This is a genomic window from Bacillus sp. MUM 13 (genome assembly GCF_001866725.1).
Classification (GTDB): domain Bacteria; phylum Bacillota; class Bacilli; order Bacillales; family DSM-1321; genus Peribacillus.
This window is the reverse complement of the sequence record NZ_MLYQ01000041.1, coordinates 15,375-41,311: the sequence shown is the minus strand read 5'-3', so window position 1 is coordinate 41,311 and position 25,937 is coordinate 15,375. Positions and strand designations below refer to the sequence as shown.

General features: G+C 38.9%; 26 protein-coding genes. 21 read left to right on the top strand and 5 right to left on the bottom strand.

What is annotated here, in order from left to right; translation table 11 throughout:
* The first annotated feature begins 87 nt into the window (after positions 1 to 87).
* Together BIV59_RS12630 and BIV59_RS12625 are read left to right on the top strand one after the other, a co-directional pair.
* Positions 88 to 882, top strand: a complete 795-nt coding sequence (locus tag BIV59_RS12630) for a sunset domain-containing protein (protein WP_071351850.1) — start codon at positions 88 to 90, stop codon at positions 880 to 882.
* Positions 883 to 978: 96 nt separating this feature from the next.
* Positions 979 to 1,989 (top strand): DUF4062 domain-containing protein, encoded by a 1,011-nt coding sequence (locus tag BIV59_RS12625; protein ID WP_071351849.1) that lies wholly within the window; start codon positions 979 to 981, stop codon positions 1,987 to 1,989.
* A gap of 908 nt (positions 1,990 to 2,897) precedes the next feature.
* On the opposite strand, the gene BIV59_RS12620 is transcribed toward BIV59_RS12625, so the two are convergent.
* Positions 2,898 to 3,572 carry a GGDEF domain-containing protein gene (locus BIV59_RS12620; RefSeq protein ID WP_071351848.1) on the bottom strand — a complete coding sequence of 225 codons (675 nt, stop codon included), beginning with the start codon at positions 3,570 to 3,572 and terminating at the stop codon, positions 2,898 to 2,900.
* 478 nt (positions 3,573 to 4,050) lie between these two features.
* Between BIV59_RS12620 and BIV59_RS23265 the strand changes: the two genes are divergently transcribed.
* From BIV59_RS23265 to BIV59_RS12590, 7 genes are all read left to right on the top strand, one after another.
* Positions 4,051 to 4,218 (top strand): hypothetical protein, encoded by a 168-nt coding sequence (locus tag BIV59_RS23265; protein WP_205684390.1) that lies wholly within the window; start codon positions 4,051 to 4,053, stop codon positions 4,216 to 4,218.
* A gap of 27 nt (positions 4,219 to 4,245) precedes the next feature.
* Positions 4,246 to 5,229, top strand: a complete 984-nt coding sequence (locus BIV59_RS12615; protein WP_071351847.1) for an ABC transporter substrate-binding protein — start codon at positions 4,246 to 4,248, stop codon at positions 5,227 to 5,229.
* Between the two features lie 128 nt (positions 5,230 to 5,357).
* Entirely contained in the window at positions 5,358 to 6,155 is a 798-nt protein-coding gene (locus BIV59_RS12610) for an ABC transporter permease (RefSeq protein ID WP_071351846.1), read from the top strand.
* 1 nt (position 6,156) lies between these two features.
* Positions 6,157 to 6,978: an ABC transporter ATP-binding protein gene (locus BIV59_RS12605; protein ID WP_083392159.1), complete on the top strand. Its 822-nt coding sequence runs from the start codon at positions 6,157 to 6,159 to the stop codon at positions 6,976 to 6,978.
* A 123-nt stretch (positions 6,979 to 7,101) separates the two neighbouring features.
* Positions 7,102 to 8,295, top strand: coding sequence for an aminotransferase-like domain-containing protein (locus BIV59_RS12600; RefSeq protein WP_071351845.1), 1,194 nt, complete (start codon positions 7,102 to 7,104; stop codon positions 8,293 to 8,295).
* A gap of 480 nt (positions 8,296 to 8,775) precedes the next feature.
* A complete protein-coding gene (locus BIV59_RS12595; protein WP_071351844.1) occupies positions 8,776 to 9,357 on the top strand; it encodes a histidine phosphatase family protein in 582 nt (193 codons plus the stop codon).
* 164 nt (positions 9,358 to 9,521) lie between these two features.
* Complete coding sequence (locus tag BIV59_RS12590) at positions 9,522 to 9,911, top strand: hypothetical protein (RefSeq protein ID WP_071351843.1); 390 nt, start codon at positions 9,522 to 9,524, stop codon at positions 9,909 to 9,911.
* Positions 9,912 to 10,031: 120 nt separating this feature from the next.
* Here the strand turns inward: BIV59_RS12590 and BIV59_RS12585 are convergent, their stop codons facing one another.
* Both BIV59_RS12585 and BIV59_RS12580 read right to left on the bottom strand, forming a co-directional pair.
* Entirely contained in the window at positions 10,032 to 10,469 is a 438-nt protein-coding gene (locus tag BIV59_RS12585; RefSeq protein ID WP_071351842.1) for a VOC family protein, read from the bottom strand.
* A gap of 457 nt (positions 10,470 to 10,926) precedes the next feature.
* On the bottom strand, positions 10,927 to 11,889 hold the full coding sequence (locus BIV59_RS12580) for a helix-turn-helix transcriptional regulator (protein ID WP_071351841.1): 963 nt from the start codon (positions 11,887 to 11,889) through the stop codon (positions 10,927 to 10,929).
* A gap of 106 nt (positions 11,890 to 11,995) precedes the next feature.
* Between BIV59_RS12580 and BIV59_RS12575 the strand changes: the two genes are divergently transcribed.
* The 4 genes from BIV59_RS12575 to BIV59_RS12560 all read left to right on the top strand — a co-directional run bounded on the left by BIV59_RS12575 (position 11,996) and on the right by BIV59_RS12560 (position 15,643).
* Positions 11,996 to 12,478 carry a GyrI-like domain-containing protein gene (locus BIV59_RS12575; protein ID WP_071351840.1) on the top strand — a complete coding sequence of 161 codons (483 nt, stop codon included), beginning with the start codon at positions 11,996 to 11,998 and terminating at the stop codon, positions 12,476 to 12,478.
* Positions 12,479 to 12,493: 15 nt separating this feature from the next.
* Complete coding sequence (locus BIV59_RS12570; RefSeq protein WP_071351839.1) at positions 12,494 to 12,958, top strand: phage tail protein; 465 nt, start codon at positions 12,494 to 12,496, stop codon at positions 12,956 to 12,958.
* Positions 12,959 to 13,374: 416 nt separating this feature from the next.
* Positions 13,375 to 14,247, top strand: coding sequence for a Cof-type HAD-IIB family hydrolase (locus BIV59_RS12565; protein WP_071351838.1), 873 nt, complete (start codon positions 13,375 to 13,377; stop codon positions 14,245 to 14,247).
* A 436-nt stretch (positions 14,248 to 14,683) separates the two neighbouring features.
* Entirely contained in the window at positions 14,684 to 15,643 is a 960-nt protein-coding gene (locus tag BIV59_RS12560) for a sensor domain-containing diguanylate cyclase (protein WP_071351837.1), read from the top strand.
* A gap of 74 nt (positions 15,644 to 15,717) precedes the next feature.
* Here the strand turns inward: BIV59_RS12560 and BIV59_RS12555 are convergent, their stop codons facing one another.
* The gene (locus BIV59_RS12555; RefSeq protein ID WP_071351836.1) at positions 15,718 to 16,569 is read right to left on the bottom strand and encodes an alpha/beta fold hydrolase; all 852 of its coding nucleotides are present in this window, start codon (positions 16,567 to 16,569) and stop codon (positions 15,718 to 15,720) included.
* Positions 16,570 to 16,992: 423 nt separating this feature from the next.
* On the opposite strand from BIV59_RS12555, the gene BIV59_RS12550 reads away from it, so the two are divergent.
* Complete coding sequence (locus tag BIV59_RS12550; protein WP_071351835.1) at positions 16,993 to 17,457, top strand: hypothetical protein; 465 nt, start codon at positions 16,993 to 16,995, stop codon at positions 17,455 to 17,457.
* A gap of 100 nt (positions 17,458 to 17,557) precedes the next feature.
* Positions 17,558 to 18,205 (top strand): DUF1643 domain-containing protein, encoded by a 648-nt coding sequence (locus tag BIV59_RS12545; RefSeq protein ID WP_240501897.1) that lies wholly within the window; start codon positions 17,558 to 17,560, stop codon positions 18,203 to 18,205.
* 236 nt (positions 18,206 to 18,441) lie between these two features.
* Here BIV59_RS12545 and BIV59_RS12540 read toward each other — a convergent pair whose 3' ends face one another.
* Positions 18,442 to 19,107 (bottom strand): hypothetical protein, encoded by a 666-nt coding sequence (locus BIV59_RS12540; RefSeq protein ID WP_083392157.1) that lies wholly within the window; start codon positions 19,105 to 19,107, stop codon positions 18,442 to 18,444.
* Between the two features lie 212 nt (positions 19,108 to 19,319).
* Between BIV59_RS12540 and BIV59_RS12535 the strand changes: the two genes are divergently transcribed.
* The 6 genes from BIV59_RS12535 to BIV59_RS12510 all read left to right on the top strand — a co-directional run bounded on the left by BIV59_RS12535 (position 19,320) and on the right by BIV59_RS12510 (position 25,858).
* Positions 19,320 to 20,582: an MFS transporter gene (locus tag BIV59_RS12535; protein ID WP_071351834.1), complete on the top strand. Its 1,263-nt coding sequence runs from the start codon at positions 19,320 to 19,322 to the stop codon at positions 20,580 to 20,582.
* Positions 20,583 to 20,684: 102 nt separating this feature from the next.
* A complete protein-coding gene (locus BIV59_RS12530; protein ID WP_071351833.1) occupies positions 20,685 to 21,191 on the top strand; it encodes a DUF6933 domain-containing protein in 507 nt (168 codons plus the stop codon).
* A gap of 36 nt (positions 21,192 to 21,227) precedes the next feature.
* Complete coding sequence (locus tag BIV59_RS12525) at positions 21,228 to 21,614, top strand: MazG nucleotide pyrophosphohydrolase domain-containing protein (protein ID WP_071351860.1); 387 nt, start codon at positions 21,228 to 21,230, stop codon at positions 21,612 to 21,614.
* A 136-nt stretch (positions 21,615 to 21,750) separates the two neighbouring features.
* Positions 21,751 to 22,737 carry a LacI family DNA-binding transcriptional regulator gene (locus tag BIV59_RS12520; RefSeq protein WP_071351832.1) on the top strand — a complete coding sequence of 329 codons (987 nt, stop codon included), beginning with the start codon at positions 21,751 to 21,753 and terminating at the stop codon, positions 22,735 to 22,737.
* Between the two features lie 214 nt (positions 22,738 to 22,951).
* Positions 22,952 to 24,355, top strand: a complete 1,404-nt coding sequence (locus BIV59_RS12515; RefSeq protein WP_071351831.1) for a sucrose-specific PTS transporter subunit IIBC — start codon at positions 22,952 to 22,954, stop codon at positions 24,353 to 24,355.
* Between the two features lie 60 nt (positions 24,356 to 24,415).
* Positions 24,416 to 25,858, top strand: coding sequence for a glycoside hydrolase family 32 protein (locus BIV59_RS12510; RefSeq protein WP_139194363.1), 1,443 nt, complete (start codon positions 24,416 to 24,418; stop codon positions 25,856 to 25,858).
* Positions 25,859 to 25,937 lie beyond the last annotated feature (79 nt).

The window sequence follows — 25,937 nt, the reverse complement described above, 5'->3', positions numbered from 1 at the left end:
CAGGATTTTTTATACCAAAAAACCCCAATTTAGTGGTAATATTATCTTTGTTACTGACTCTCTATTTCAAAAAGGAGATACTGAAGCTTGAAAACTTTATTAAAATTGCTATTTTGGTTTGTTATTATATGTTTTCTCATTATGTCCATAGTATTTTCAGTACAATGTCTAATATCTGCGTGGTGGAATTTTGTATTAATAATAATTATCCTTCTAGCCATTTGGTGGTGTAGAAGACGAAAGACAACTAATCAATCGTATCGGCAGGGAGTAATCATAATAATAATTTCGTTGTTAATTCTTGCTTGGTATTTAATTCCATGTATTTATGGACATTACCAAGAAGAAGTATTTAACGATTCTGATACAAAAAGTGTCCATCATGAGGTGGTGGGCACTGACGTTGATAAAGACAAAAAGAAACAATCCGAAGATGAGAAAAGGCAACAAGTAGATAAAGAGAAAGGAAAACAAAATGCAGAAAGGGCTAAACGTGAAAAGGTAGAACAACTTAAGAGAGAAAAAGTGGAGCAAGTAAAGAGAGAGCAGGTGGAACAACTTAAGAGAGAAAAAGAGGAGCAAGTAAAGAGAGAGCAGGCAGAACAACTTAAGAGAGAAAAAGTGGAGCAAGCAAAGAGAGAGCAGGCAGAACAACTTAAGAGAGAAAAAGCGGAACAGGCAAAGAGAGAGCAGGAAGAAAAAGCGAAGAAAGACAAGGAGAAGCAATCGGCTTGTATGAATATCAAGGGCAACATTTCTGATTCAGGAGAAAAAATATATCATGTTCCATCAGGTCGTTTTTATGATATTACAGAACCTGAGGAAACATTTTGTTCTGAAGCGGAAGCTATTTCAGCTGGTTATCGAAAGTCTAAGAGATAGAAAAAGTTTACTTCTATCAGAGGGAGGCTTAGGCCTCTGAAAATTAGGGAGGAAACGATAAGAAGACAATAATGCTCTATAGGAGGGAAGAAGAATTTGAAAAAACTACAAGTTTTTGTATCGTCTACATATTTAGATTTAAAAGATGAAAGGCAAAAAGCAGTTGAAGGTATTCTAAGAGCAGGTCACATACCTGCAGGAATGGAGTTATTTATCCCTGCTAACAAAACGCAATGGGAAATAATAGAAAAATGGATTAAAGAGTCGGATGTACTAATGTTAATACTTGGTGGTAAGTACGGGTCTATAGAGCCTGAAAGTGGAAAAAGTTATACCCAATTAGAATATGAATTTGCACTAGCAAATGATATCCCTGTTTTTGCAGTAGTTTTAAATGATCAGTATTTAGCAAATAAAAAGAGTAAGAACATAGACTTGCGGGTCTATGAACATGAAGTTGAAAGTCCTCATATGGACAAATACAAGTCATTTAAGGACGTTGTTACTTCTAATTTAGTTAGTTTTGTGCAAGACATAAATCAAATTTCAAATGAAGTTACCTTGGCTTTACAAGAATTTATGAGAAATGATGAAACAGAATATCACTTTAAAGGATGGATAAGAGGAGATGTGGTAAAGGAAAGTGGCTCAAAAGTTCAAACATCTCAGAATAACAAACTCTTTGAAATGGATGAAACTTTGTTAAACGGGGTTATTGATACTCTTGAACAAGAAAAATTTATTGACACAATCGAATATATAGCCAGTTATTGTTCGTATAAACTTGAAAGCACCGACAAGATTTACGACTTTGTTTATAATTATTCTCAGCCGACTAAAAGGTTTTTTAATAAGGAGTTACAAGAATTATTTAGTGTGTTGTTAAAGAAACTTGATAAATACACAAGTCATTTAGGTACTAACTTTTTTCCGAAGAATGACAGACAGTACTTATATCCTGAATTAAACATTGACTATCAATGGGTAGGTAAAGAAGGTATGGAACGTTACGATAAACATCTAAAAAATTTATCAAAAATCTCTGGAGAAACTATTGAAGAAATTAGAAACTTTATTTATGACTCAAGAATTGTACTTTATAAATAACAGAACTAATGCCACTCATGTATGTACTATCATCTCAACACACGTTGAATGCGTGTCGCAGTTAGTTTTAAAAATGTAGAGCCAAAATAAACTCCTGACATATAAAACAAACCCTTGACATATTCAAAACAAAGTTCTGATACTCCTGTGGAGAAAGTGTGGATAAAGGTTTGAAAAGAATGCAGGACAAAGAGGGTGGGAACAGGTATCCCATCCTTTTTGTATTCTAAATAGGCATGTCGCTTCAGCACGCAGAAACTGGAACAGGAAAAGGAAATGTCGGATCAGAACGGAGAACGGAGAATTTGGAACAAATTGAGGTATAAGAAGTAACTTATGAACGGAGAACGGTGCAATAAACCAGAGAAACCTGATGTCTAAAGAAAAGGGGTGAGGGGACGGGAGTTACCATGTATGTTTTGCAAATACATAGAAAGCAGTGTTTTTTAAAGCAAAAATCTAAGGTGATTCTGAACTTTGTAGGGGGAAAGGAGGAAGGGAGGGATAATTAAAAAGGCTTTTAATCAATGCGTTTCGATTCTAAACCTCGCTCCTGCAGTAATTTCATAACCCCTCTCTCTTTTACTCTTGGTTCTCCTGCCAAACGGCCGATAGCAAAAACACCGTCAGGAAAATATTTTATCAAAATCCCCAATTTACTTAATTAATTGACTTAAGTTCTGAAGAAATGCAGAAATTTCTTGTGAATACTAATATCCAAAGGCTGAAAGCAATGTACGAGCTGTACGCACCTAAAAACACTGTTCTTAGATAAAAAAGTATGGTCAAGACTAAAGGGAAATCAGGTCAAATGCCAGGTTATCCTTCGGTTTTTTTGCGAATGAAAAAAAAATATAAAAATAGAGCATCGGATACGATGCCCAACCATGTATTTTTCAGTTTTTAAGCTAACACTTTTTTGATTGTAGATTTGTGATTTTTAATGTGCTCTTTGTTGCCTTACTGTTATACATCTTGTCATCAGCTATCTTTATTAACTCAAACAAATCTTTACTATGTTTTGGATATATAGCCGAACCGATTGAAGCGCTAATAGGTATGTTTATTTGATTAGAGAGGTTTTTCAGTTGTTCTTCCAGCCTTTGGAGAATAGTTTGCAAGCCAGCCTCTTCAGTGCAAAGTCCAATAATCAAAAATTCATCACCGCCCCATCGAGCAACAATATCACTTTTTCTTGTTGAACCAATAAGTGTTTCACTAATCTTGGTTAAGACCATATCACCTTTATGATGTCCGTAGGTGTCATTGATAGCTTTGAAATTATCACAATCTATTACTAAAACATATAGTTTACTATTTGTCCGTTCTGCAATAGAAGTAATCTTTTCATAAGTGTTCATTACAAACCTTCTATTGTAAATACCAGTCAGTTCATCTTTCTCTGAATAAAATCTAACTTTATCAAACTGCTTACCAGCCCAATATCCGAATAATATTAAGAACGGATATGAATATAAATCAAGTGGTTCAACTGATTTATCACGAAAATAATAATAAAAAATGTAAACTGAATGTAATAAAAACAAGCCTAAACTCCCCAAAATTCTTCCAGTATATTTCATAGTTATTCACCTTTTTATAGTCTAAAAGTTCTATTAATATAATATCATGTGTTCATGAACAATTGTTATAGCAAAATGGAATTTTTTCCAAGATGGAATTGGAGTATTCCTCCAGTTTTCCTTGTTATTTTGATTTGTCTTTAGCAATAAGGTGAATGGAGGAAAGGGAATTGACGTTAAAGTCCCTACAAAATCTCGGAATGTATAGAAAAAGGTGGGTGAGGAAAATGAAAGCTGATGAAAAATTGATTAAAGGAGACGGAAGAGTTCGATGATGCCTTACCTGACGGAGTCTTTGTGATTCCTCAAAATAAAGTGCCGACAATTGTAGTAAAAAGGATTAGGAAAATGTCATAAGAGTAAGATATCTCAATATTTTGAATTACATTGACTTAAAAAAGACAAACATGTATATTAATGAAATAGAATTAATATTTATGTATAAATATGAAAGAGAAATTGTGTTTGAAGGCAGCAATTGGATTACTGGGAAGCCGGACTCCCCTTTACATTAAAGCAGCTGGGGGATATTACCGTTACTATTGAAGATATGGCGAATATGCCATTTAAGGTAACATCCGAAATGGTGATATCGGCAGTGAGCCACGCTGATAAAATTGGAACTAAAATGATGTTAGTTTATTAATGCTTACATAAATAGGGGGAAATATCCGTGAAAAAGTGGTTAGTTATGTTATGTTCCTTATTGTTGGTATTTGCACTGGCTGCTTGTGGAAAAGAACAATCTTCTGGCAGCACAAAAAATCCGTCGGAGCCATTGAGAGTGACCTTGCCTACCTGGACAGGGTATGGACCGTTATTTTTAGCAAAAGAAAAAGGATTTTTCGAAAAAAATGGCATCGATGTGGACCTTTCCGTTGTAGAAGGACTGGCAGAACGTAAACAAGCGTTAGCCAGCGGGAAAATTGATGGAATGGCCACGGCTCTGGATGTTCAAGTAACATTGGCAGACGCTAAAATTCCAGTCAATGTTGTCTGGGTATTGGATGATTCTCATGGCGGCGATGGAATTCTTGTGAAAAATGGAATTAAAGATATAAAAGACTTAAAGGGGAAAAAAATGGCATTTGAAGTCGGTTCAACTAGCCATATGCTTGCGTTAACCGCATTGAAGAAAGGTGGCTTGACGGAAAAAGACGTGGAAGTTGTCCAAATGTCTGCGGGGGATGCTGGTGCAGCATTTGCTGCCGGCAAAGTGGATGCAGCCGTGACGTGGGAGCCTTGGTTATCAAAAGGGTCACAAGCAAAAGGGAAAATTCTACTGACGACGAAAGATCTACCTGGAATAATTGTCGATACCATAAGCTTTAAGGAAGACATTATAAAAAAACGCCCAGATGATGTGAAAGCATTTGTAAAGGCGATGGGTGAAGCGATGGAATATTGGAAAGAGCATAAAGAGGAAGCGGATGAGATCATGGCAAAAGGTCTTAAAATAGATACAAAAGAATTCGTGGCAACTGAAAAGGGCTTGAAGTTTTATACAAAAGAGGATAACCAACAATTATATGGATCAGAAAGCAGCAAAGGACCCATCTATCAATCAACAGATAATGCGATTAAATTTTACAAAGAGCACAATATCATTAAAACAGAACCGAAAGTGGAAGACATTATAAACCCAAGCTTCCAATAATGGATAACCGTTTCTGTTTTTGTACGTTTTAACCTTGGTGATTAATTTTAGAGCCTGACATTATGACATGGTCTTATTCCTCATATGTCAGGCTTCTTTTAAAAGATTGATAGAATTGGGTGATTTTAATGCTAGCAAAATTGTTTACGCCAAATAAAGAAATACCAAAAAGGCTTTATACCTCAGCAGGATTGGTTACGTTTATTTTATTTTTGGCCATTTGGTCATTCCTAAGCTATGGCGGAATCGTGAATCCCGTATTTTTACCAACGCCGTCGGCAGTACTAGCAACGGCCGTTGAATTAATGTTCCATGGAGATCTCCTTTCCAATATCGGCATTAGTTTTACAAGGGTGTTGTCCGGATTTCTTATTGCCGCCATTATTGGGATCCCGTTAGGAATTTTGATGGGCTCCTTAAAAATCATGGAAGGTGCATTTGAACCTATTATCGGATTTATTCGCTATATGCCGGCTTCAGCCTTTATTCCATTATTAATTTTATGGATAGGTCTTGATGAACCAGAGAAAATGAGCGTTATTTTCCTGGGAACCTTCTTCCAGTTGACCCTCATGATCATGGATGTAACGAAAAATGTCCAAAATGAATTAGTTGAGGTTTCCTATACGTTAGGAGCGAAAAGGGCTCAAGTATTTACAAAAGTGATTCTGCCTGCGTCATTACCTGGAATCGTCGATACGCTTCGCATTACATTCGGGTGGGCCTGGACGTATTTAGTGGTTGCCGAAATTGTCGGGGCATCAAGTGGTTTAGGTTATATGATCATGCAGGCCTCCCGTTTCCTGCAGCCAGATAAAATTATTGTCGGCATAATAACCATCGGTATATTGGGACTCTTGACTGATATGGTTTTTAAAGCCATTTATCGAGCTTCGTTTTCATGGATGAGAAAGGATGGTTTATAATATGGTCACACTTGCAGCGGAAAATATGGAAATAAATACACCTCAAAGGGGTATTCCAAAGTTAGAAATTAAAGATGTCGGGAAAATATTCAAAACAAAAAGCGGTGAGACGACAGCATTGGAAAAAACCACCTTTACGATAAACGAAGGGGAGTTTGTAACCATCTTAGGACCTTCTGGTTGCGGGAAATCGACCGTTCTCCGTATTGTTGCGGGGCTGGAAGAAGCCACTTCTGGACAAGTGCTGCTGGATGGCCAGGTAATCAATGGTCCCGGGCCTGACCGGGGCATGGTGTTTCAATCGTATACATTATTTCCATGGTTAACCGTGAAGGAAAATATTATTTTCGGTTTGAAATTGAAAGGTGTATCCCAAAAAGAACGAGACGATGTGGCAAGGCATTACCTGCAATTGATTGGATTGGAAGACTTCGGAAAACATTATCCGATACAATTATCAGGCGGCATGAAACAACGTGTGGCCATCGCTCGTGCCTTAGCCAACGATCCCAAGATTCTATTAATGGATGAACCATTTGGTGCATTGGATGCTCAGACAAGGAACATCATGCAGGAAGTGTTGTTAAAGGCATGGGATGAGTCTAAAAAAACGATTCTTTTTATCACTCATGACGTAGATGAATCCATCTTTCTAGCAGATTCCGTTTATTTGATGACCGCAAGGCCTGGGCGTTTAAAGAAAAAAGTTCCTATTTCATTGGAGCGGCCAAGGGAGTTCAGTGTAAAAGGGACTCCGGAATTTGCAAAATATAAAGAGGAACTGTTGTCTCTCATCAGAGAAGAAAGTTTAAAATCAATTTAAGGGTGTTCTGCAAAAGATTTATTATTATCTGAGCAAATGATTTGTCTCTTAAAATAAGAAGTTACCTGCTAAAGTTTGAAAGAATCAATCAAGGTTTGATGGACGGAAAGGTGTATGATCAAAGTGAATGTTGAATCTTTTTTTTCGGAAAACATTAAAGCGGCACTTAAGAATGATCCGCCCGGTGCATGGATGCCAGATTTGCCAGATGATTGCATTCGCTTGAGTTCAGGCTATCCGGACCCTGCTCTCGTTCCCGCTGTGGAGATAAAGGGAGCAGCAGCCAGACTTCTGGATGAGGAGCAGGATTTGCCGCTCCATTATCTCGGAAGCCCGCGAATTGAAAGACTAAAGAAGCAAATCCAGAAAAGATTGGCAGAGCGTGGAATTTGCGTTTTAGAAGAAGAACTTTTGATTACATCAGGCGCATGCCAGGCGATTGATCTTATTGCCCGCATTCTCATTGATGATAAAGCGGTCGTGGCGGTAGAATCTCCCACCTATATGGAGGCTTTGGAGATTTTTCAAAACTATACGAATCAGATTATTAGTATACCAATAGATGAGCAGGGACTCCAAACATCCCGGTTAGAAGAAATGCTGGATGAAAGGAAACGTGCAGGCCTCACCCTGCCGCGTATCCTATATACCATCCCAACCTTTCAAAATCCAACCGGGACGACCATGACAACTGAACGACGGAGGCATTTATTGGAGCTTTCCATCAAGTTTGATTTCCTCATTCTAGAGGATGATGCATATGGAGAATTATCCTTCGGTAACAGTCCGCAGCCAATCAAATCTTTTAATAAAAGCGGACGGGTCCTCCACGTTGGTTCATTATCCAAGATAGTGGCCCCAGGAATGCGGATCGGATGGGTAGCAGGAGCAAGCGAGTTCATTCATGCTTTAGAATGGTTTAAAAAGGATTTAGACCATCCATTTGCTCAAAGTACAATGGCTGTATACTTGGAAAACACCGATCTTGAGAAACGGCTCGGTCTTCTAAAAGATGTGTATCGAGCTAAATGTGCTGCGTTAATCCGCTCGCTGGAACAATTCCTCCCAGAATCCGTTTCCTGGTATGTGCCAGATGGGGGTTATTTTGTATGGGTGAGAATCCCGGGTGCCGATACTTCGCAATTATTATCACAGGCTCTAGCCGAGGGTATTTCGTATGTTCCGGGGAAGTACTTTTTCCTGGATCAAACGGATGGAACCGAGTTTCTCCGTCTCTCGTTCAGTTATGCCGATGAGAAAGAAATAATCGAGGGAATTCGAAGACTGGGACAGCTTATCACAGCTTTTTCTTCATAAATTGTCCTGAAAGAATATAGTTAGTTGGGTTGATCATGGCAGTGATTGAAGCTTAAATCATTCCAAAATGAATATCCCTTTGTTACAGCATCCTTTTTCGATCCAGATCTGGTTTTCGTGAAAACCTCCTTTGGTCAGGGAAGCAAGCAAAAGGATGCGCGTAATCGCTTTAGACGGGGCGTATAAAAAGAGCAGGAGATGTCGCCATAAGTGTTTTCACTTCACTTGCGGGACACCTCCTGCTCTTTATGTTAATTAATATATGGCAGTGCACAGCTGCTCTCTCTACCTCATGAAGGAATTCTAATATACAGTATCAGCGACTATTTTGATTGTACTCCCTAGGGCTATCTAGTAATTATCGCTTTATTTATGTTAGGAATGTCCTGTTTTTAATCAGCGTTTGCTTCATTCCTGCTTTTTCTGGTTTACCAAATGGATTATAATTAATATAAAAGTAAAATATTGGAGTTTAGATAGATGGATACTGAGATTTATTTTGTTAGACACGCTCATTCTGTTTTCTCATTAGATAACGAAGAGACTAGGGAGTTATCTGAAAAAGGTTGGGCAGATGCACATAAGATTACTGACATATTGATAAAAGAGAATATTGAACATATTATTTCTAGTTCTTATGTAAGGGCTAAACAAACAGTAGAAGGTTTATCCAAACGTATACATAAAGAAATTGAAGTTGATTCCCGTTTTAGAGAGAGGGATTTAGCAGCAAGAGATTATCATTTCCAAAGACCAATGGAAGCAATGAAGTATGTGTTTGATAATCCCCACTTTAAATATCCCCATGGTGAATCAAACCATGAAGTTCAGCAGCGTGGTATATATGGTTTAAGAGATGCCGTTTCTAAATATCATGGAAAGAAAGTAGCAATAGGAATACACGGCAATATTATGACGTGTATATTTAATTACTTTGATGAAAAATTTGATTTTGATTTTTGGAACATGACAACCAAACCCGATATCTACAAACTAACAATTGATAAACATTTTAATTTAGTTGGTTTTGAAAGACTGTGGAAAGTAGAGAGCATGAAGTAATATTTTTGTTATAGTGCAAGCATTAGCTACTATTGCATTCCTTTCAGCTTTGAGTTAAATGTAGTTAAATATCTATAATATATAGAAGGAAAAATCAGTATTATACTAGGTAATATGGAGAATATCATGTTAATCCTTTCAATGGGGTGTAATGGGAAATTGCATTGTACCAAGTAGAAAATGTTCAAGGTGAAAGTTTAAAGCAGGGGTCAACCATTTATATAAGAGGGAAATATGGTGAAGAACCTGCAAATTTAATGATAGATGAAAGGGAAAAGGTGGTGATTGGTTTGTGGGACAAAATAAACAAGTTAAAAGGGAAAACACTTTATACTGTTGGGCAACAAAAGCAATTTGAAATTATTGAAGTAAATGATAATAAGTGTGTTATAAAAGTAGGTAGCACAGGCAAGATACGTCCAATAACAAAAAAAGAATTTGAACGAGCAAATATGTTAGGACCTATATCATCTCTCAATACATCTATTTTACGTCAAAAGGGTGCTTCGGAGGTTAACCCAGCATATGTTTTATCAATCCTTCGAGCCATTTAAAATTTTGTTCCGACCTTTTAGACCTTAATGACCAAAAAAAGAATTGGACGGTACATCAGTACTGATGTGCCGTCCAAATGAAAAAGCACTGCAGCCACAGTGGTTTTTTTGAAATCCATTTTACTGAATTTTTTCCGCCAGCTCTAAAATAATTTCTTCTGGGCCGCGAACGCAGCATAATTTATAAGTGTTTTCAAAGTTTTGTAGCTCGCCAATAAGTTCTGCGCCTTTCTTTTTCAATTTGGCGATAACAGCTTCAATATCTTCTACCGCAAATGCAATATGCCGGATTCCCAAGGTGTTCATAAAAGAGGGCTGAATGCCATTTTCATCTGAAGGATTATGGAATTTAACCAGCTCCAGCGTTGTCTCTCCGTCAGGTGTCCCCAGCATGACAACTGTTTCTCTAACACCAGGAAGCCCGACGATTCGTTCTGCCAATTCGCCTTCCATTTCTGTTTCTCCCAGCACATCAAGTCCAAGATCAAGAAAAAATGCTTTAGCTGCTGAGAGATCATTGACGGTTATTCCCACATGATCAATTCTATGGATCTTCATATTCATACCTCCAATGTTTTCGCGGGTGCTTAAATGTTTATTCTCGATGCTATAATGGTTTTCCTCTTTATCCAACCAAAGCGAATCAGGAATGTTCCGGCACAAACTGCTTAATATTCTGCGTGGGAGAGGAGAGATACCTTCCGTCACACCAGGCAAGTTGGCAGTGTGGGTTTTGGCTGGGGATGTTTGGGGCTTTCCTTTAAATCATGGATAAGGAAATGCCAAGGCTTGGCGCAAAAAGTGCTGCTAAGGTATCTGCTTCTTCTCCTTCAAAGGTGATATTAGGTGTAAGCTCGCTTCCTGGTACAATTGCCGAGCGGTGATCTGGAGAGAAATGGGGTTGGCTTAACTCTGCTTTTCCATTTAAAAGGAAAAATTCCAGGGCTCGGCATGTGTAACGATGAATTCTTTGGCAGACCGCAAATCGGCAAGAAACACTGGGATACTGTCCTTTTCATTGCCCGTATAAGTCTAATCTCTCTTTAATGCCCTTCAAAACTTCTTCCGGCACTTCCCTCACTTTGACATCTCTGCCCAGGAAAAGCAGCCAACTGGTGATTTCAGCCACTTCTTCGGAATTTTTCACATCTACAAAAGTCTTTAGTAGAGCTGAGGTCTGGTAAGGGTTTGTATAAGAAATTGAAATTTTTAAAGGATGGTATTTTTTAAACTGGGCAATCGCTTTTGGTCCAAGTTCAAGAACAAGGTTAATTGCTTTTGCCTGCTTGCTTAGTATCTCCAGTATTTTTTTCTTGCTTCCTCCTTTTTTCACCGGATAAAGTTTGACATCGGTGAGGAGATCGACAGGAATGATCTTCTTTTTTTCTTCTTTTAAGTCAAAGCATTCAATCAGCCAAACGCTTTTTTCCCGGTAAAGGTGCAGGAGATAAATCTGATAGGACTTTGTTTCCTTCTCTTCTTGGATGGTAATCAATAAATGACTGTCCTTAAGAAGGGTTTGGATAAGTGTTTCAAGCATGGGATGGGGAAGGTCTGACAGATCGAGCAGGTCGGGATTATGGGGATTGGTCCCTTCAAAAAGCAGAATCTGATTCAAAAGAACAAGGTCTTCCTGCTGGTTTTCTGAAATAAGTCCCAGTAATTTTTCAGTTAAGGACTGACGGCTTTTTAAATAGGGGAGCTGCTGGTTTCTGGTTGCCATAAAGGCAATAAAAAGCGCTTTCACCTCATGATTGGTAAAGCGGACATCGGGCAGGACAGAGTTATGCATGACAAAATAACCCCCATCCCTTCCGGCTTCAGCGACAAGCGGCATGCCCATAGCCTCGATTTCTCTGATATCTCTAATCGCTGTCGAACGGGAGATGTTAAATTCCCGCATGATTTCAGAAATGGTAAAGTGGGCGCGGTTGTTAATATACCGCATGATGACATTGATCCGCTCAACTTTTTTCATTGGCACTCCTAAATAGTATCATTTTTTGACATGATTTAAGGATATGATATATCTATCAAGCGAAGAATTCAACTCATTGAAAAAATGTAGAAAAGAGGTTATAACAATGGCAAATTATACGCTGGAAGAAAAAGAAGGCTTTACCGTAATCGGTCTTGGAACAGAGCTGAAGAGCGACTACACGGACTATGCAGGCATTAACAAGGAAAAGGCAGACTTTTGGCAGGCCGTCAGCAAAGATGGAAGGCTTGATACGTTAAAATCCATGGCCGCAAACGACTTGGTTTTTGCTGTAAACGAAGCGGTCAATAACAAAATGATGCATTACGCCGGCGTCATGACAGAAGAAACAGCACCCGACGAAGCGAGAGTGATTCAATTTCCTAAAGGAGAATATGTAGTGGTGAAAGGGGAAGGGAAGACGGCAGATGATCTGAATAACAAGCTGGCTGCGGTTGCCTTTGGGCAGGTCCTGCCAGAAGCAGCTAATGTGGCCTATGTTGGCGGGCCGAATACTACAGTTGAGATGGAGAAGCGTAACGGCCTAATTGTTGGTGAAATGTGGATTCCTGTTATCAGGAAATCATAAAAAGGAGTGGTGAAAATGTCCTGTATTGTTGATTTTAAAAATGTATCTCTGGCTGGCCTTGAATCTTCGCCTGCAGCAGAAGCCCTTGCCGGTCTGCGCGCGAATGAAGCCCGTTACTTCATGAACAAATACAAACACGAATTTACCGTTGTACCAGCGAGTGAAAGCCAGGAGACACTTGATTATGTGAACATGATTTTAAAGGAAGAACGTGCCATAGAGTTTGCCGCCAAACCGTTGGAAACATCAAGGTTTCAAGTGGAAAATATCCGATTTGCCTACGTTTTTTATGAAGATGGCCTCTCAGTCAACGTTATGTATACGGTTGATAATCCTAAGAAGCGGGCAGTGGGCTTTAAGCTTTCTGAGGGGATGGAGATCCCAAAGGAATTGGAAGGCAGGTTTAAGTTTGCCAGGCAAAAGTCCAAACTCGCTGGAACGATCAGGGGCTCGTTTTTTGTAATTAAAGGAGAGTATTAAGGGAGCGCTTGGTATACTCCTATTCTATAAACTTGATTTAGCAAGAATTTCTATTTTTTTCTGTTCATTCATTGGTAAGGCTCAACTTTAATAACCATGGGTTTTTAAAAAAATCTAAAATTGTATCAGGAGAACATTTTCCCTGCATATTTAGATTTGAAAACATCCTTGACCAATGAATGAACTATACCCCGGTTAGAGGAAAAGTGCCCCTAATCGGGGTTTTTGTGTTTCAATAGATTTAATCAATATAGGCGGAGTGTAATCATGAGTAAGAATATTTTTTAGCCGCCTAGGCACTTTTTAAACTGTCGGTAAACGGGGGCACAATTAGAATGCTAAGCACTTCCATTTTATTAACCAATTGAAAGAGTTATAATTGAAAGGTCGTAATTGCGGTGGAAGGGGAAATAACAATGAAATTATTTGCACTTGATATGGATGGGACTACTTTATCTTCTAAAAATGAAATTAGTTCTGAAAATATAGAAGCTATAAAAAAGGCACAAGGCCTCGGACATAAAGTGATGGTCTTGTCCGGCAGGGCGCCTGAGTCAATCAGCAGCCTATTAGAAAAATATGAGTTAGATCTTCCGATTGGCGGCAGTAATGGAACGGCTGTTTTTGCGGATGGTAAATTGTTAGAGTTAACTTCTTTAACGGATATCCATGATGAAAAAATCACGGAAGAAGTGGAGAGGGAAGCTGTTCCTTTTAAAATTTATACGAATAAAGGAATTTATTTTCATAGTGAATGGACGGCCCGGTTAGATCAGGTTCTATCCTCGGGAGCTGTGCCGCCTGAGCATTTTGAAGATGAGAACTTTGGAAAAATGACTAGAATCCCAGAGGAATCTGAAGGAATGTTTAGTGACATTCAGACCTTATTACAGGATGAGGAATTAAGCATACAGAAGTTTTTTATTTTAGTATTGGATCCGGTTCAGAAAGAACGGTTATTAACTGCGATGAAATCTATTGAAGGCGTCTATGTCACCACTTCTTCTCCTTTTAATATTGAAGTTATGAATATCAACGGCAACAAGGGAAATGGCTTAAAAGTGATGGCGAAGTATTTCAATATACCATTAGAAGAAACGGTTGCTATCGGAGATCAGTACAATGACATTCCGATGTTAAAAGCTGCCGGATTTTCGATTGCGATGGGTAATGCGCAGGAAGACATCAAAAGAGTGAGTGACTATATCACGTTAACCAATGATGAAAACGGGGTTGCCCATGGGATTGAGCTTGTATTAAATTCAATCACAGAAGCGGTCAGCAGCTAAAGGTTAATAAAAAAAAGAAAAGGTATCAGGGCAGCCCCTTGATACCTTTTCTTTTTGGAGATCTGCAAGGAGGAGAAGCGCTCCTCTATATTGAAAAATGGAAAAAACACATCCGCGGGTGCATAAACAAAGTTCGGAATAAATGCTGCAATAGTAAAAATCCGTGTGAAATAGAATAAAGTAAAAATATTACTTTTTTAATGGAATTTGTTACCACTATAATGGTAATATAACTATTGACCCATTTATATAGGATAAGAGCAAATTGACTGAAAGAAGAAGTTACGTGATTAATAATGAAGTTAAAGAGACTATGGGGATAAATGGTCTCTTTTATTATTGATAAATTACCTGAGACCAGATTTAATAATATGGTTCTTGCGAATGGTTTTAAGATACATAGAGAAAATATAAAGTTATAAAGAAGGATAACACCATGATATTTTGTTACGGGTTCATCATTGCAAGTCTTTTATGGACAATAATACTATTCTTTTTTCATAAAACCATGAAAAGAAAGAAAGCAGAGCTTATTTTCAATCATGATAGTTTTGTGCATATTGTTGAAAATACGAACGACTTTATTTACTATGCTCAAGTTTACCCCGAAGTTAAGTTCAAGTATCTTAGTCCCTCTGCAGAAAAATTTTTTGGCAAAGGTTCAATTGCTGGAGCATTAGTTAGTGCTGATGTGGCCTTTATGGATATTCATCCTGATGATTATCCTATTTTAATTAAAAAGGTAAAGGGTGAATTAGATTATAGCAGTGGTATTATTCAGCGATGGAAAGATAGTGAAGGAAGGTACCGCTGGTTTGAAGAATATGCTACACCCATTTATGAAAAGGGGAAACTGGCGGCTCTTCAAGGAGTACTGAGAAATATTGATGAAAGAATGGAATTGCAGGCGGAACTTGAATACAGAATGAATCATGATGCCTTAACAGATTTATTCAATCGGGGCTTTTTCGAAACTCAAATGAGAAAATATGATGAGGAAATCAATTCTCCTGCAGGTCTGATAATATGTGATTTGAACGAATTGAAAACCGTTAATGATTTATATGGACATAAAGAAGGGGATTTTTTAATAAGGACATCGGCAGATATCTTAAAAGAATTTTCCAAGAGTGAACAGATCATTGCTGCAAGGATAGGCGGAGATGAATTTGCCTTGCTAATAGCAGACAAATCCCTGGAAGAGGTCGAAAGCTTGGCAAAGTCGCTGCATAAGAGATTTAATTACTGCTATATTGAATCGATATCCAGAAATATTAAGATGGCTATCGGATATGCATATAGCAATAGTTCAATTAATAAAATGGATTCTCTTTTTATAGAGGCCGACAAGAATATGTATCGAAATAAAAAACAGACAAAGATTTTAGGGTGCTGAAGGATAGGTAAACAAAATCGACTTTGCTTATCTATCCTTTCGTACTTCAGATACCTCATTTACTGCACTGGCTATTAATAATTTAATGTTAATTCCTTGAAATTGGATACCAATTCATCAAATTGGTCTTTCTCCTCAAGAAAAGGAAAGTGATTACTATTTTTAAAAATGTATAATGTTGAATTCTTTAAGTTGTCATTGATTTCTTCAGAAAAAACTAATGGACATTGGACATCATACTTTCCGCAAAAGACAATCGCTGGGGTTGCCACGTTCGATAGTTCACTCCGGATATCATAATTGGGAAGATCTTGGAATGAATAATAATCTAATCTTTTTTGCACAACTTTCCCGCTGCTCGGCTTTGAGAAGTATTCATCCCATCTTTCTGGACTATATAAGGACATACTTGTCCATTCTCTATTAGCTTTTCTCCTCTCTTCAATAGTTGAAGTTGGAGTTTTTAAAATTGAGAAAATCTCCTTTAACCTTCTATTTAATGGAGACCTAGGACAATAAATACTTTCTTCGTGTTCCATATACCGCATTGAAGATGATGCACCTCCAATTAATACCTTTGTAAGAGACCTAGGACGCATTACAGCATAAACTAAACCTAACATTCCTCCAGTTGAATGTCCTGCAAAACTCCATTCTTCATAATGTAATGCATCTTTAATCGCTTCCAAATCTTTGACACTTTCACTCATACTTAGTTCGTGGTCATATGTAATTCGATCCGAGTTGCCAGCATCCTTTAGGTTTATTAGATACACTTTGAAATGCTTGACGAAAGTATCTGCAAAGTTGTTTCCCAATTGATTAAACTCACTATATAAATGGGTAATGCAAAGAGGTTCCCCGGTTCCTTGGGTGAAGAACTCAAATCTTCCTCTAGATGTTTTTACAAATTCCTGTTTCCACATTATTTAGCCACCATATTTCTTAAAGTATTTTTTGCATTTAGGACATTGCTGCCTAAAACGCTGCAGTTTCGCTTTCGTTTGACGATTCATACATACAGCAATATTTGAACAAACATTAAACATCCTCCACCCGTCAAGTCCAATTGCTGCGACATGCCATTAAAAGACCGCATAATAAATCCATTGATGCTTACTATCTCTTTTCTCTTTGAATAATTGCTTTCTACATTTTTTTTCATATTCCTTCCTTTACTTAAACTTCTCCATTAGTAATGAAATTGGCAAGTAGAGTTGCTTCAGCAGACAAATTTACATATGCAGGCAATTGTTTTTGAAAAAAAATTTTTGGTTGTGTTTTTTATTCAGAAGCAGTGATGTATACTTAATTTAGATAAATTGGATATATTTGGGAGATGAGGGCGTGTGGAAATATCAAAGAGTGGAGTTTTACTAAATACAAACTATAAAGACTCATTGATTATTGACAGATATAGTTCTGATTTTAAACGCTGGAGAGAGAAGAAACTTGAGCAGCTAAAAAGTGAAAATAGCGAAGACGCTATTACATGGAACGTTTTTCGAAGTTTTGAGCAGATTGATCCAAAAAGCTGGTTAGCGCTTTTATTTGAAAAATCCTTTCAAAGAGAAATCAATTATAAACTTGAATTTATAGATATTCATTTATGGAAAAGATTAAAACCCGCCATTAATCTTCCTTTACCAGAAGGTCAATCGGAAATTGATATTATTATAGAATCTGAAGAATTTGTTTGGTTTATAGAGGCAAAATACAAGAGTGATATTAGCATGAAAACTACTCATGATACTAAAAGAAACCAAGTAATTCGTAATATTGATGTTGGTTTAGATTATACTAATATTAAATAATAAATATTCTCCTAATGGACTTTCAATTGTTAATGAATATATGAACTCTAATAATAAAATAATGATTGATCTTCCGCATCGTTTCCAGGAACTATCCAAATTGAGAGGAATTAGTATTTTAACGTGGATGGATATTTTTAATATATTTTCTAGGTTGGATAGCTCCACAATTAATGAGTTTGAAAGAGTGGTAGCTAAACAAGCCAGAATATGGCTGGCAAACAAAATTAATTATTATCGAAAGTCTATTCCTAAAAATGGAGCAGTATTAGATGAAACAAGAACGTATCGGTTCTCTCTTTCAAGAGTTTGGGAACCAGATAAAGAAAAGGTTGTTTTTATTTGCTTAAACCCAAGTACAGCTGATGAAAACATAGACGATCCTACATTAATAAGGTGTATAGACTTTGCTAAAAGATGGTCTAATGGAAAATATGGATGGCTAGAAATTGTTAATTTATTTGGATATAGAACTAGTGATTTTAATAATCTTAAAAAAGCTATTGATCCAATTGGTTCAGATAACGACAATTTTATCCTTAACGCAGTAAAGGATGCCAATTTAGTGGTTGCAGCTTGGGGAAAAAAAGGTACTTACCAAAATAGGGCAGAGAAAGTACTAAAATTACTTTCTAATATTAATATACCTGTTTATTGTCTGGATATTTTAAATGGCGGGCAACCAAAGCACCCATTATATGTAAAGGCTATTAATGAACCACGTCCTTATTTCTTAGAAATATATTGAGAAAATGCTGAGTATTTATAGAGTTTGAAGTCATCGACTAACGCGGGTTAGTCATTGCACTTGTCACTTGGACTACTCTGCCAGTTACATCAGTAGACTTACTGATCCTCTAATTGTATAATCCCAGTTAATACTTTAACGGAGATGGAATAGAAGAGATCATTTTAAAAATTAAAAAAAGAGTGGAATTCCTGTTAACCCGGAATTCCACTCTTTTAAATGAAGGTTTAAACTAATTAGTCATGGCTGTTAAATTTATATTCAAATTCAGGTGCTGTCTGTGCAAAGTAACCGCTTCTTACTTGTCCGGCCCAGTTTTGGAGGACTTCCTTCCACTGCACGCTATTGAAAAATTGATCGACGGAAACGGTAGCAGAGAACCAAACTATTGGAGTAAATGGTGCGAGCTGTCCAGTCCAAATTCCGTCTGCTCTATCCTGCATAGGGCGCTCTATAACAAGAAGCAGGGGAAGTCCGCGCTGATAGGCCATGGATGGTTCGATTTGTAAAAGAGGTGAATAAGGTTCACCTTTGTCTGTTGGACCATTTGGAACCAGAAGAGCGGCTGCAAGTCCATAACTTGAATTCACCATGGTCCGGATATTTTCTAGTGTGGTATCGGGATACTGTTCAGTATTAGGAAGCGTTCTGGGGAAAAGGAGGACCTTTTTGATTTCTTTAAACATCCGGATGATAAATTGCTGCTGAATGGTAAAAGGGGGATTCGGTCCGCCCAGGCTAAAAAGGTTTTGATGGCTGAAAAAGACCGGAATTCTAAAGAAAGCTGTTGCTGCATCATTTAAATCCTGCATATCCCTCTGGGCCTGTTCCATTTCTTTACTGCTTACAGGCACTTCGTAAAGTTCTTTTCTATTATATTTATCCCTATAATTATCTGACATGTGTCATCACCTCCATAACAGGGTATTCAAAGAATAATTGGTGTGATTGGACAAATATATGCAAACGAAAGATTTATGAATTTTCTTCCGCATCACACCGGCTGCTTCTCATTTTGTTGCTGTATCTTTGGCTAAAAAGTATATTTTATCGTTGCTTCCTGGAATTAGGGGTATAATTAGAATACATATATTACTAACAGGAGATTGGGACATTGAATAAACAGGATAGTAAGTATAGATGGATTGTTTTTGCTTCAGTATTATTGTCATACTTTTTAATCGTAAGCCAAAGGACTGCGCCCGGGCTGATTTCTGATCAATTGATGAAGGAATTTAGTGTATCGGCATCAATGATTGGTTTGTTTGCAAGCGTTCAGTTTTTTGCCTATTCAGGGTTGCAGATTCCGATTGGAATTTTATCTGACCGTTTTGGTCCCAACTTTTTTCTTATAGGAGGGACACTGATGAACGGCCTTGGAACCCTGCTGTACAGTCTGGCTCCGGATGCGCATGTGCTCCTGATTGCCAGAATGATGGCAGGAGTGGGTGACGCCGCCATTTGGATTAATTTAGTTCTTATATTAAGCCAATGGTTCAGGGCTCAGGAATTTGTCGGTTTGCTGGGCATGGCTGGCATCACAGGCAGCCTCGGATTTTTATTTGCGACCGTCCCGTTTTCAGTGTGGATTTCATCTGCGGGATGGAGACCGCCATTTATGACAACAGGCATCATCCTGATTGTTTGTTCGCTTGTCCTTTATGTGGTCCTCGAGAAGAAACCAAAACAAATGAACTTTTTGTCTCCGGATAAAAAAGTGCATAAGAGGGAAAAAACTGTTTCGATCCTTCGCCGTGTCTTTTTCAGCCGGCAAGCCTGGAGCACGTTTTTCTGCCATTTTGGTGTTGTGGGAACTTATGTAGGATTCATCGGCTCCTGGGCTGTGCCATACGGAATGCATGTTTATGGCATGACAAGGTCCCACGCAAGCCAGCTTATTATGATTGGCCTTGTGGGAGCGATTGTCGGGTCGATTTTGACCAGCTGGATCTCTAAACGGATTGATACGGTGAAACGTCCATATCTTATTATTTATATATTAGTTGTCTTAAGCTGGTCGATGTTCTTAGTGATGGATGGGAAGCCTCCGTTTGTGATGCTCGTTATTCTGTTCTTCATCATTGGCTACGGAAACGGGGCGAGTATGCTGACCTTTGTGGTCGTCCGCCAATCCTTTCCTATAACAGAGGTTGGGGTCATTTCTGGCTTGGCTAATACCGGCGGTTTCACCAGTGCCATTCTTTTGCCGGTCATTTTTGGCAAGGTATTGGACCATTATCATGCCAGTGCAGCGATAACAGGGTATCATTATGGATTTATCATTCCCGTCGTCTTTTCACTTTTTGGTTTGTTAGGAGTCTTGCTTATAAACGAGAAGCAGATAGCAAAAAGGACAGATAAACAGTTATCTTCATGATTTTCGGGCAGGGCAGCAGATCCTTAGGTCATTCGGCTCTGCTAAACGAATTAAAAACATCTGCATAAGGCTGCAGATGTTTTTTTATAGGAGGAATTCAAGATGTTCACAATAGGAGTTACACAAAAACTGCAAAAAGAATTAGCGCTCGACCTCTCAAGCTATGAAGAGAAAGCACAGGGGACTGCTGAAATATGGCATATGAATTTATTCAAAATTGGCAGATACAAAGGAATTGCCCTCGCCCATGATAAAACTCTATATAGTTTAGTGAAAATAGGACTCAAAAAGAAAGACTTTATGAATATTGGAGAAATCATAAGAAATGGTCTCGAAGAAAATATGAAAGCTGATGGCTTTAAAAAAGAAGCCATAAACAGCTTCATGCAAAAGGGAGGAGAAATGGAATTTACTAAAACCCATGACAGAAGCACGATAGGCTGCCTCAATGAGATTATTTACAATGTTGAGCACTTCTATTATCATTCCGGGGGAGATTTATTGAACTTTAATTCAGAAGAAATGAATCATTTTAATAATAGGTTTATTTTTATGAAGCTAAAGGGATATCCGGTTGAATTAATGAAGGAGTATGTAAATCAAGGCTGATAATTAGTCATAAATATGACGAAAAAGGAGAAAAAAATGAAGGAATTACAGGCATTTGCAAAACAGTTTCAGAGAGAGATGGGCTGGGAAATAAATGAGGAAAATTATGAGAAAAGCCGAGCTTCAATTTTAAATAACTATATGCTTTTGACTACAGAGGTAGCTGAGGTTGCAGAAGAACTGAGAAAGGCCTTTAATCAGACAAATGAAAGTATTCATAATGGAATGGCTGAAGAATTGGCCTTTACATTAGCAAGAGAAAGCATTAAAGCTGATTTGGGCAAAGAGCTTGCCGATTGCATGGCGTATATTATGAAGTTGTCTAATTACTTTGAAATAGATTTAGAAACAAGCTTTTACTCCAAAATGGAGGAAGTAAAGGCCAGAAAAAACAAGGATATCAGGCTGAAAATGAGTAAGTGATGATAGAGATGATTCAGATATATGCTTCTGTAAGTTAAAATGGCCTATTTGCTAAGAGCTCTCATTCATTTCATTTTGCAGGGATTTGTGTAAAATGAATGTAATGGAGCATGAGATTTTGCAGGAGGACTCAAAGATGTTAACAATAAAAGAAATTGCAGAAAAGGCACAGGTTTCAAGGACTACTGTTTCACGGGTGCTGAATAGTTCAGGCTATGTAAGTGAGGAAGCGAAGGGCAGGGTTCTGAAAGTCATCGAGGAAACAGGTTATGTTCCAAGTGAAAATGCCAAGTCGCTTCGGACGAAAAGGACGAAGGTCATTGGTGTGATCCTTCCTAAGATCAGCACAGAAACGTCGAGCCGCCTGGTGCGGGGTGTGGACGAGGTATTGGCAGATGAGGGCTATCAAATTCTTTTGGCAAATACAAATCTTGAGCCTGATAAGGAGATTGAGTATGTAAAGCTGCTAAAGAGCAGACATGTGGATGGGATAATTCTTTCGGCGACGAATGTGAATGAAGAGCTGCTGAAGCAAATTCATCAGTTGAAAATCCCCTTTGTTATTGTCGGTCAGCAAATTCCAGGTGTAGCGAATGTGATATTTGATGACTATCAGGCAGCGAAAGATATGGTGCTCCATTTAATCGGTAAAGGGCATGAGAAGATTGCCTTTATTGGTGTGGATGAACGAGATCGTGCTGTTGGCCTTTTTAGGAAAGCAGGCTACCGGGATGCAATGAAGGAAAATGGGTTGTCCATTGAAGAGGGCTGGATACAAAAAGGCATATTTGATGTGGAGTCGGGTTATAAATGTATGAGAAAGCTTATGGAGACTTCGACGAAACCAGCAGCCGTGCTTGCTGTAACAGACAGGCTTGCAATCGGAGCCATGCAATATCTGAAAGAAACTGGACTTTCAGTACCTGGTGATATCGCCATTGCCGGAATGGGGGGCTCAGAGCTTTCGAAGTTCATTACGCCTTCATTATCAACGGTCGATTTCTCTATCGAAGATGCGGGGCGTGAAGCTGCAAAGCTTATTTTAGATAAATTAACCGGAAAAGAATTCGTAGAAACAATTCAGACAATTGAGTATAGACTTCTGGAGCGTGACAGTATATAATGGGTGTGTAATCGATTCCACAATGGAACACTATCGATTACACATTATTTTTTATTAATATGGAATCGATTCCATACCTGTGCATATATTTTAGAGTGCTATTTTTTTAGATTGATATGTAAGCGATTCCTTAGTCTGTGCACTCGTCATTTTTTATCTCCAGCAGCTTAAGGCTGGCTGCAGTCTTATCATTCAAAAACAGGGGTGAAGGAACATGTCTGAAAATCAGCGTATTGCAGAGGAAGTCATTGAAGCGGTCGGCGGCAGGGAGAATATTTCTTCCATTGCCCATTGTGCGACAAGGCTTCGGATTATAGTGAACGATAAGGAAAAGATCGACCAGGAAAAGGTAGAGGGGATTAATAAGGTGAAAGGGGCCTTCTTTAATTCTGGCCAATATCAAATCATTTTTGGCACGGGCACGGTAAATAAGATTTACGAAGAGGTGTCCAATTTGGGTCTCGATACAATGACGGCGTCTGATCAGAAAAAAGAAGCTGTCAAAAGCGGTACAAGGCTTCAGCGCGCAATCCGGACATTTGGCGATGTATTTGTTCCCATTATACCGGTTCTTGTTGCGACAGGTCTCTTCATGGGGCTGCGCGGTTTGGTCATGCAGGAGCAGGTGCTTTCCCTATTTGGGATGAAGCCGGATGATGTTTCACAGAACTTCCTGCTATTTACACAGGTGCTGACTGATACGGCATTTATCTTTCTGCCTGCTCTTGTTGCCTGGTCCACCTTCAGGGTTTTCGGCGGAACACCGATAATCGGCCTGATTCTAGGGCTGATGCTCGTCTCCCCTGCGCTTCCCAATGCCTGGGGAGTAGCCGGAGGCGATGTGAAGCCGATCCACTTCTTTAACTTTATTCCAGTCGTTGGCTATCAGGCCTCTGTACTCCCGGCATTTATTGCGGGTCTTATCGGGGCAAAGCTTGAACGGGCAATCCGGAAGCGTGTGCCAGAATCACTCGACTTGATTATTACCCCATTTTTGACGCTGCTGATGATGATTACGCTATCTCTTTTAATCATCGGTCCGATTTTTCACACGGTTGAACAAGGGATCCTTTCTGCTGCGACTGCTGTTCTTTCCTGGCCATATGGAATTGCCGGCATTTTACTCGGCGGTCTAAACCAGATTATTGTCATCACAGGGGTTCACCATGTGTTCAACATGCTCGAAATTCAGCTTCTGGCAAAATATCACTACAACCAATACAACGCCATTGTCACCTGTGCCGGTGCGGCCCAGGGTGGAGCGGCACTTGCGGTTGCACTGAAAACCAAATCGAAAAAACTCAAAGCCCTGGCTTTTCCATCTGCTTTCTCAGCTTTTCTTGGAATTACAGAACCGGCCCTGTTCGGGGTGAATATCCGGTACGGAAAGCCATTTATCATGGCGCTGATTGGCGGTGCTGCCGGCGGTTTCCTGGCTTCCATACTTGGCCTTAAGGCAACGGGTATGGCAGTTACTGTCATACCCGGGGCCCTGCTTTATCTGAATGGCCAGATCCTGCAGTACATTTTAGTCAACTTGATTGCTATTGCGGTAGCGTTCATTCTTACCTGGATGTTCGGATTCAGCGATAAAGTAAAAAAAGACATTGAACAGTAATTGTTGGGGGCAAGGTTAGTTACTTGCCTTTTCCTATTTAAAAATCTTTCTGGAGGTTCTATTGTGAAAGAAAAAGAAATTCTCCTTTATGAGCAAGCATACGGGGAAGTAAAAAAACATCAAGATAATGTACAAGATGATTACTACCGGCTGAATTACCATCTTATGCCCCCAGTCGGCCTGATGAACGATCCAAATGGGCTGATTCAATTCAATGGCATATATCATGTGTTTTATCAGTGGAATCCCTTTGATACTAAACATGGCGCCAAGTTTTGGGGACATTTTACTTCAAGTGATATGGTTACATGGAAAGAGGAGCCGATTGCTCTGGCACCGGATGAGTGGTATGACAAGAACGGGTGCTACTCCGGAAGTGCGGTGGAGTGGGAGGGAAAGCTATATCTTTTTTATACTGGAAACGTAAAGCGAGAGGATGGAACAAGAGAGACGCATCAATGCATCGCTGTTTCAGAGGATGGCATGGTTTTTGAAAAGCTCGGGCCAATCCTGCATCTTCCTTGCGGCTATACTGCCCACTTTAGAGATCCTAAGGTGTGGAAGCACGAGGACAAATGGTACATGGTCCTTGGTGCGCAGACACTGGAAGAAAAGGGAGCCGCTGTCCTTTTTACATCTGAGAATTTGTTTGATTGGGAGGAATCTGGCCGCATTGCTGGAACAGGAATGAATGAGCTTGGCTACTTCGGTTATATGTGGGAGTGCCCTGATCTGATTAACCTGAATGGCAGGGATATTCTGCTGATTTCACCGCAGGGATTAAAACCAAGCGGGCATTTTTACCATAACCTGTTTCAATCCGGATACTTTTCAGGCAAACTGGATTACAAAAATCATACCTATTTGCATGGTGATTTTACCGAACTTGACCGCGGTTTTGACTTTTATGCCCCCCAGACGTTCATGGATGAAAAGGGAAGAACAATTATGTATGGATGGATGGGAATTACCGATGAAGCAGAAGCCTATCAGCCAACGATTTCTCATCACTGGGTGCATGCCTTAACATTACCGAGAGAATTAGAGTGGCGAAATGGAAAGATCTATCAAAAACCCGTAGAAGAATTGCGAAAACTCAGAAAAAATGAAGCTGTTTGCGAAAAGGTGCAAACAGAGGAAGGAGAGCTTCAGTTAAAGAATGTCAACACTTCGTCGGCTGAGCTACTATTCAGCGGAATAAAAGCAGAAAGCGGAACATACTCAATCACTTTCCGCAATGAAGCTTCCCTTGAGTACGATGCGGATAAGAAGGAACTTAGCCTGCACAGAAGAAGTATGAAAACAAATGACATAGAAACAAGGACCTGCAGTCTTCATTTCATATACAAAATTCATGTTTTTATGGACCACTCTTCACTGGAGATTTTTGTGAATGACGGTGAAGAGGTATTCACAGCACGCTATTTTCCGGTAAAAGAGAATGAAAGCATCGTCTTTAAAGGACATGCGGAGTTTCAATTGACGAAATGGGCGCTATGCTAACCCTTGAAAAGTCTGCAGTGACTATTGCTATTATTTCTGTTTTGTTTTCTGTAAAATGTATGGTAATGACCCTTACATT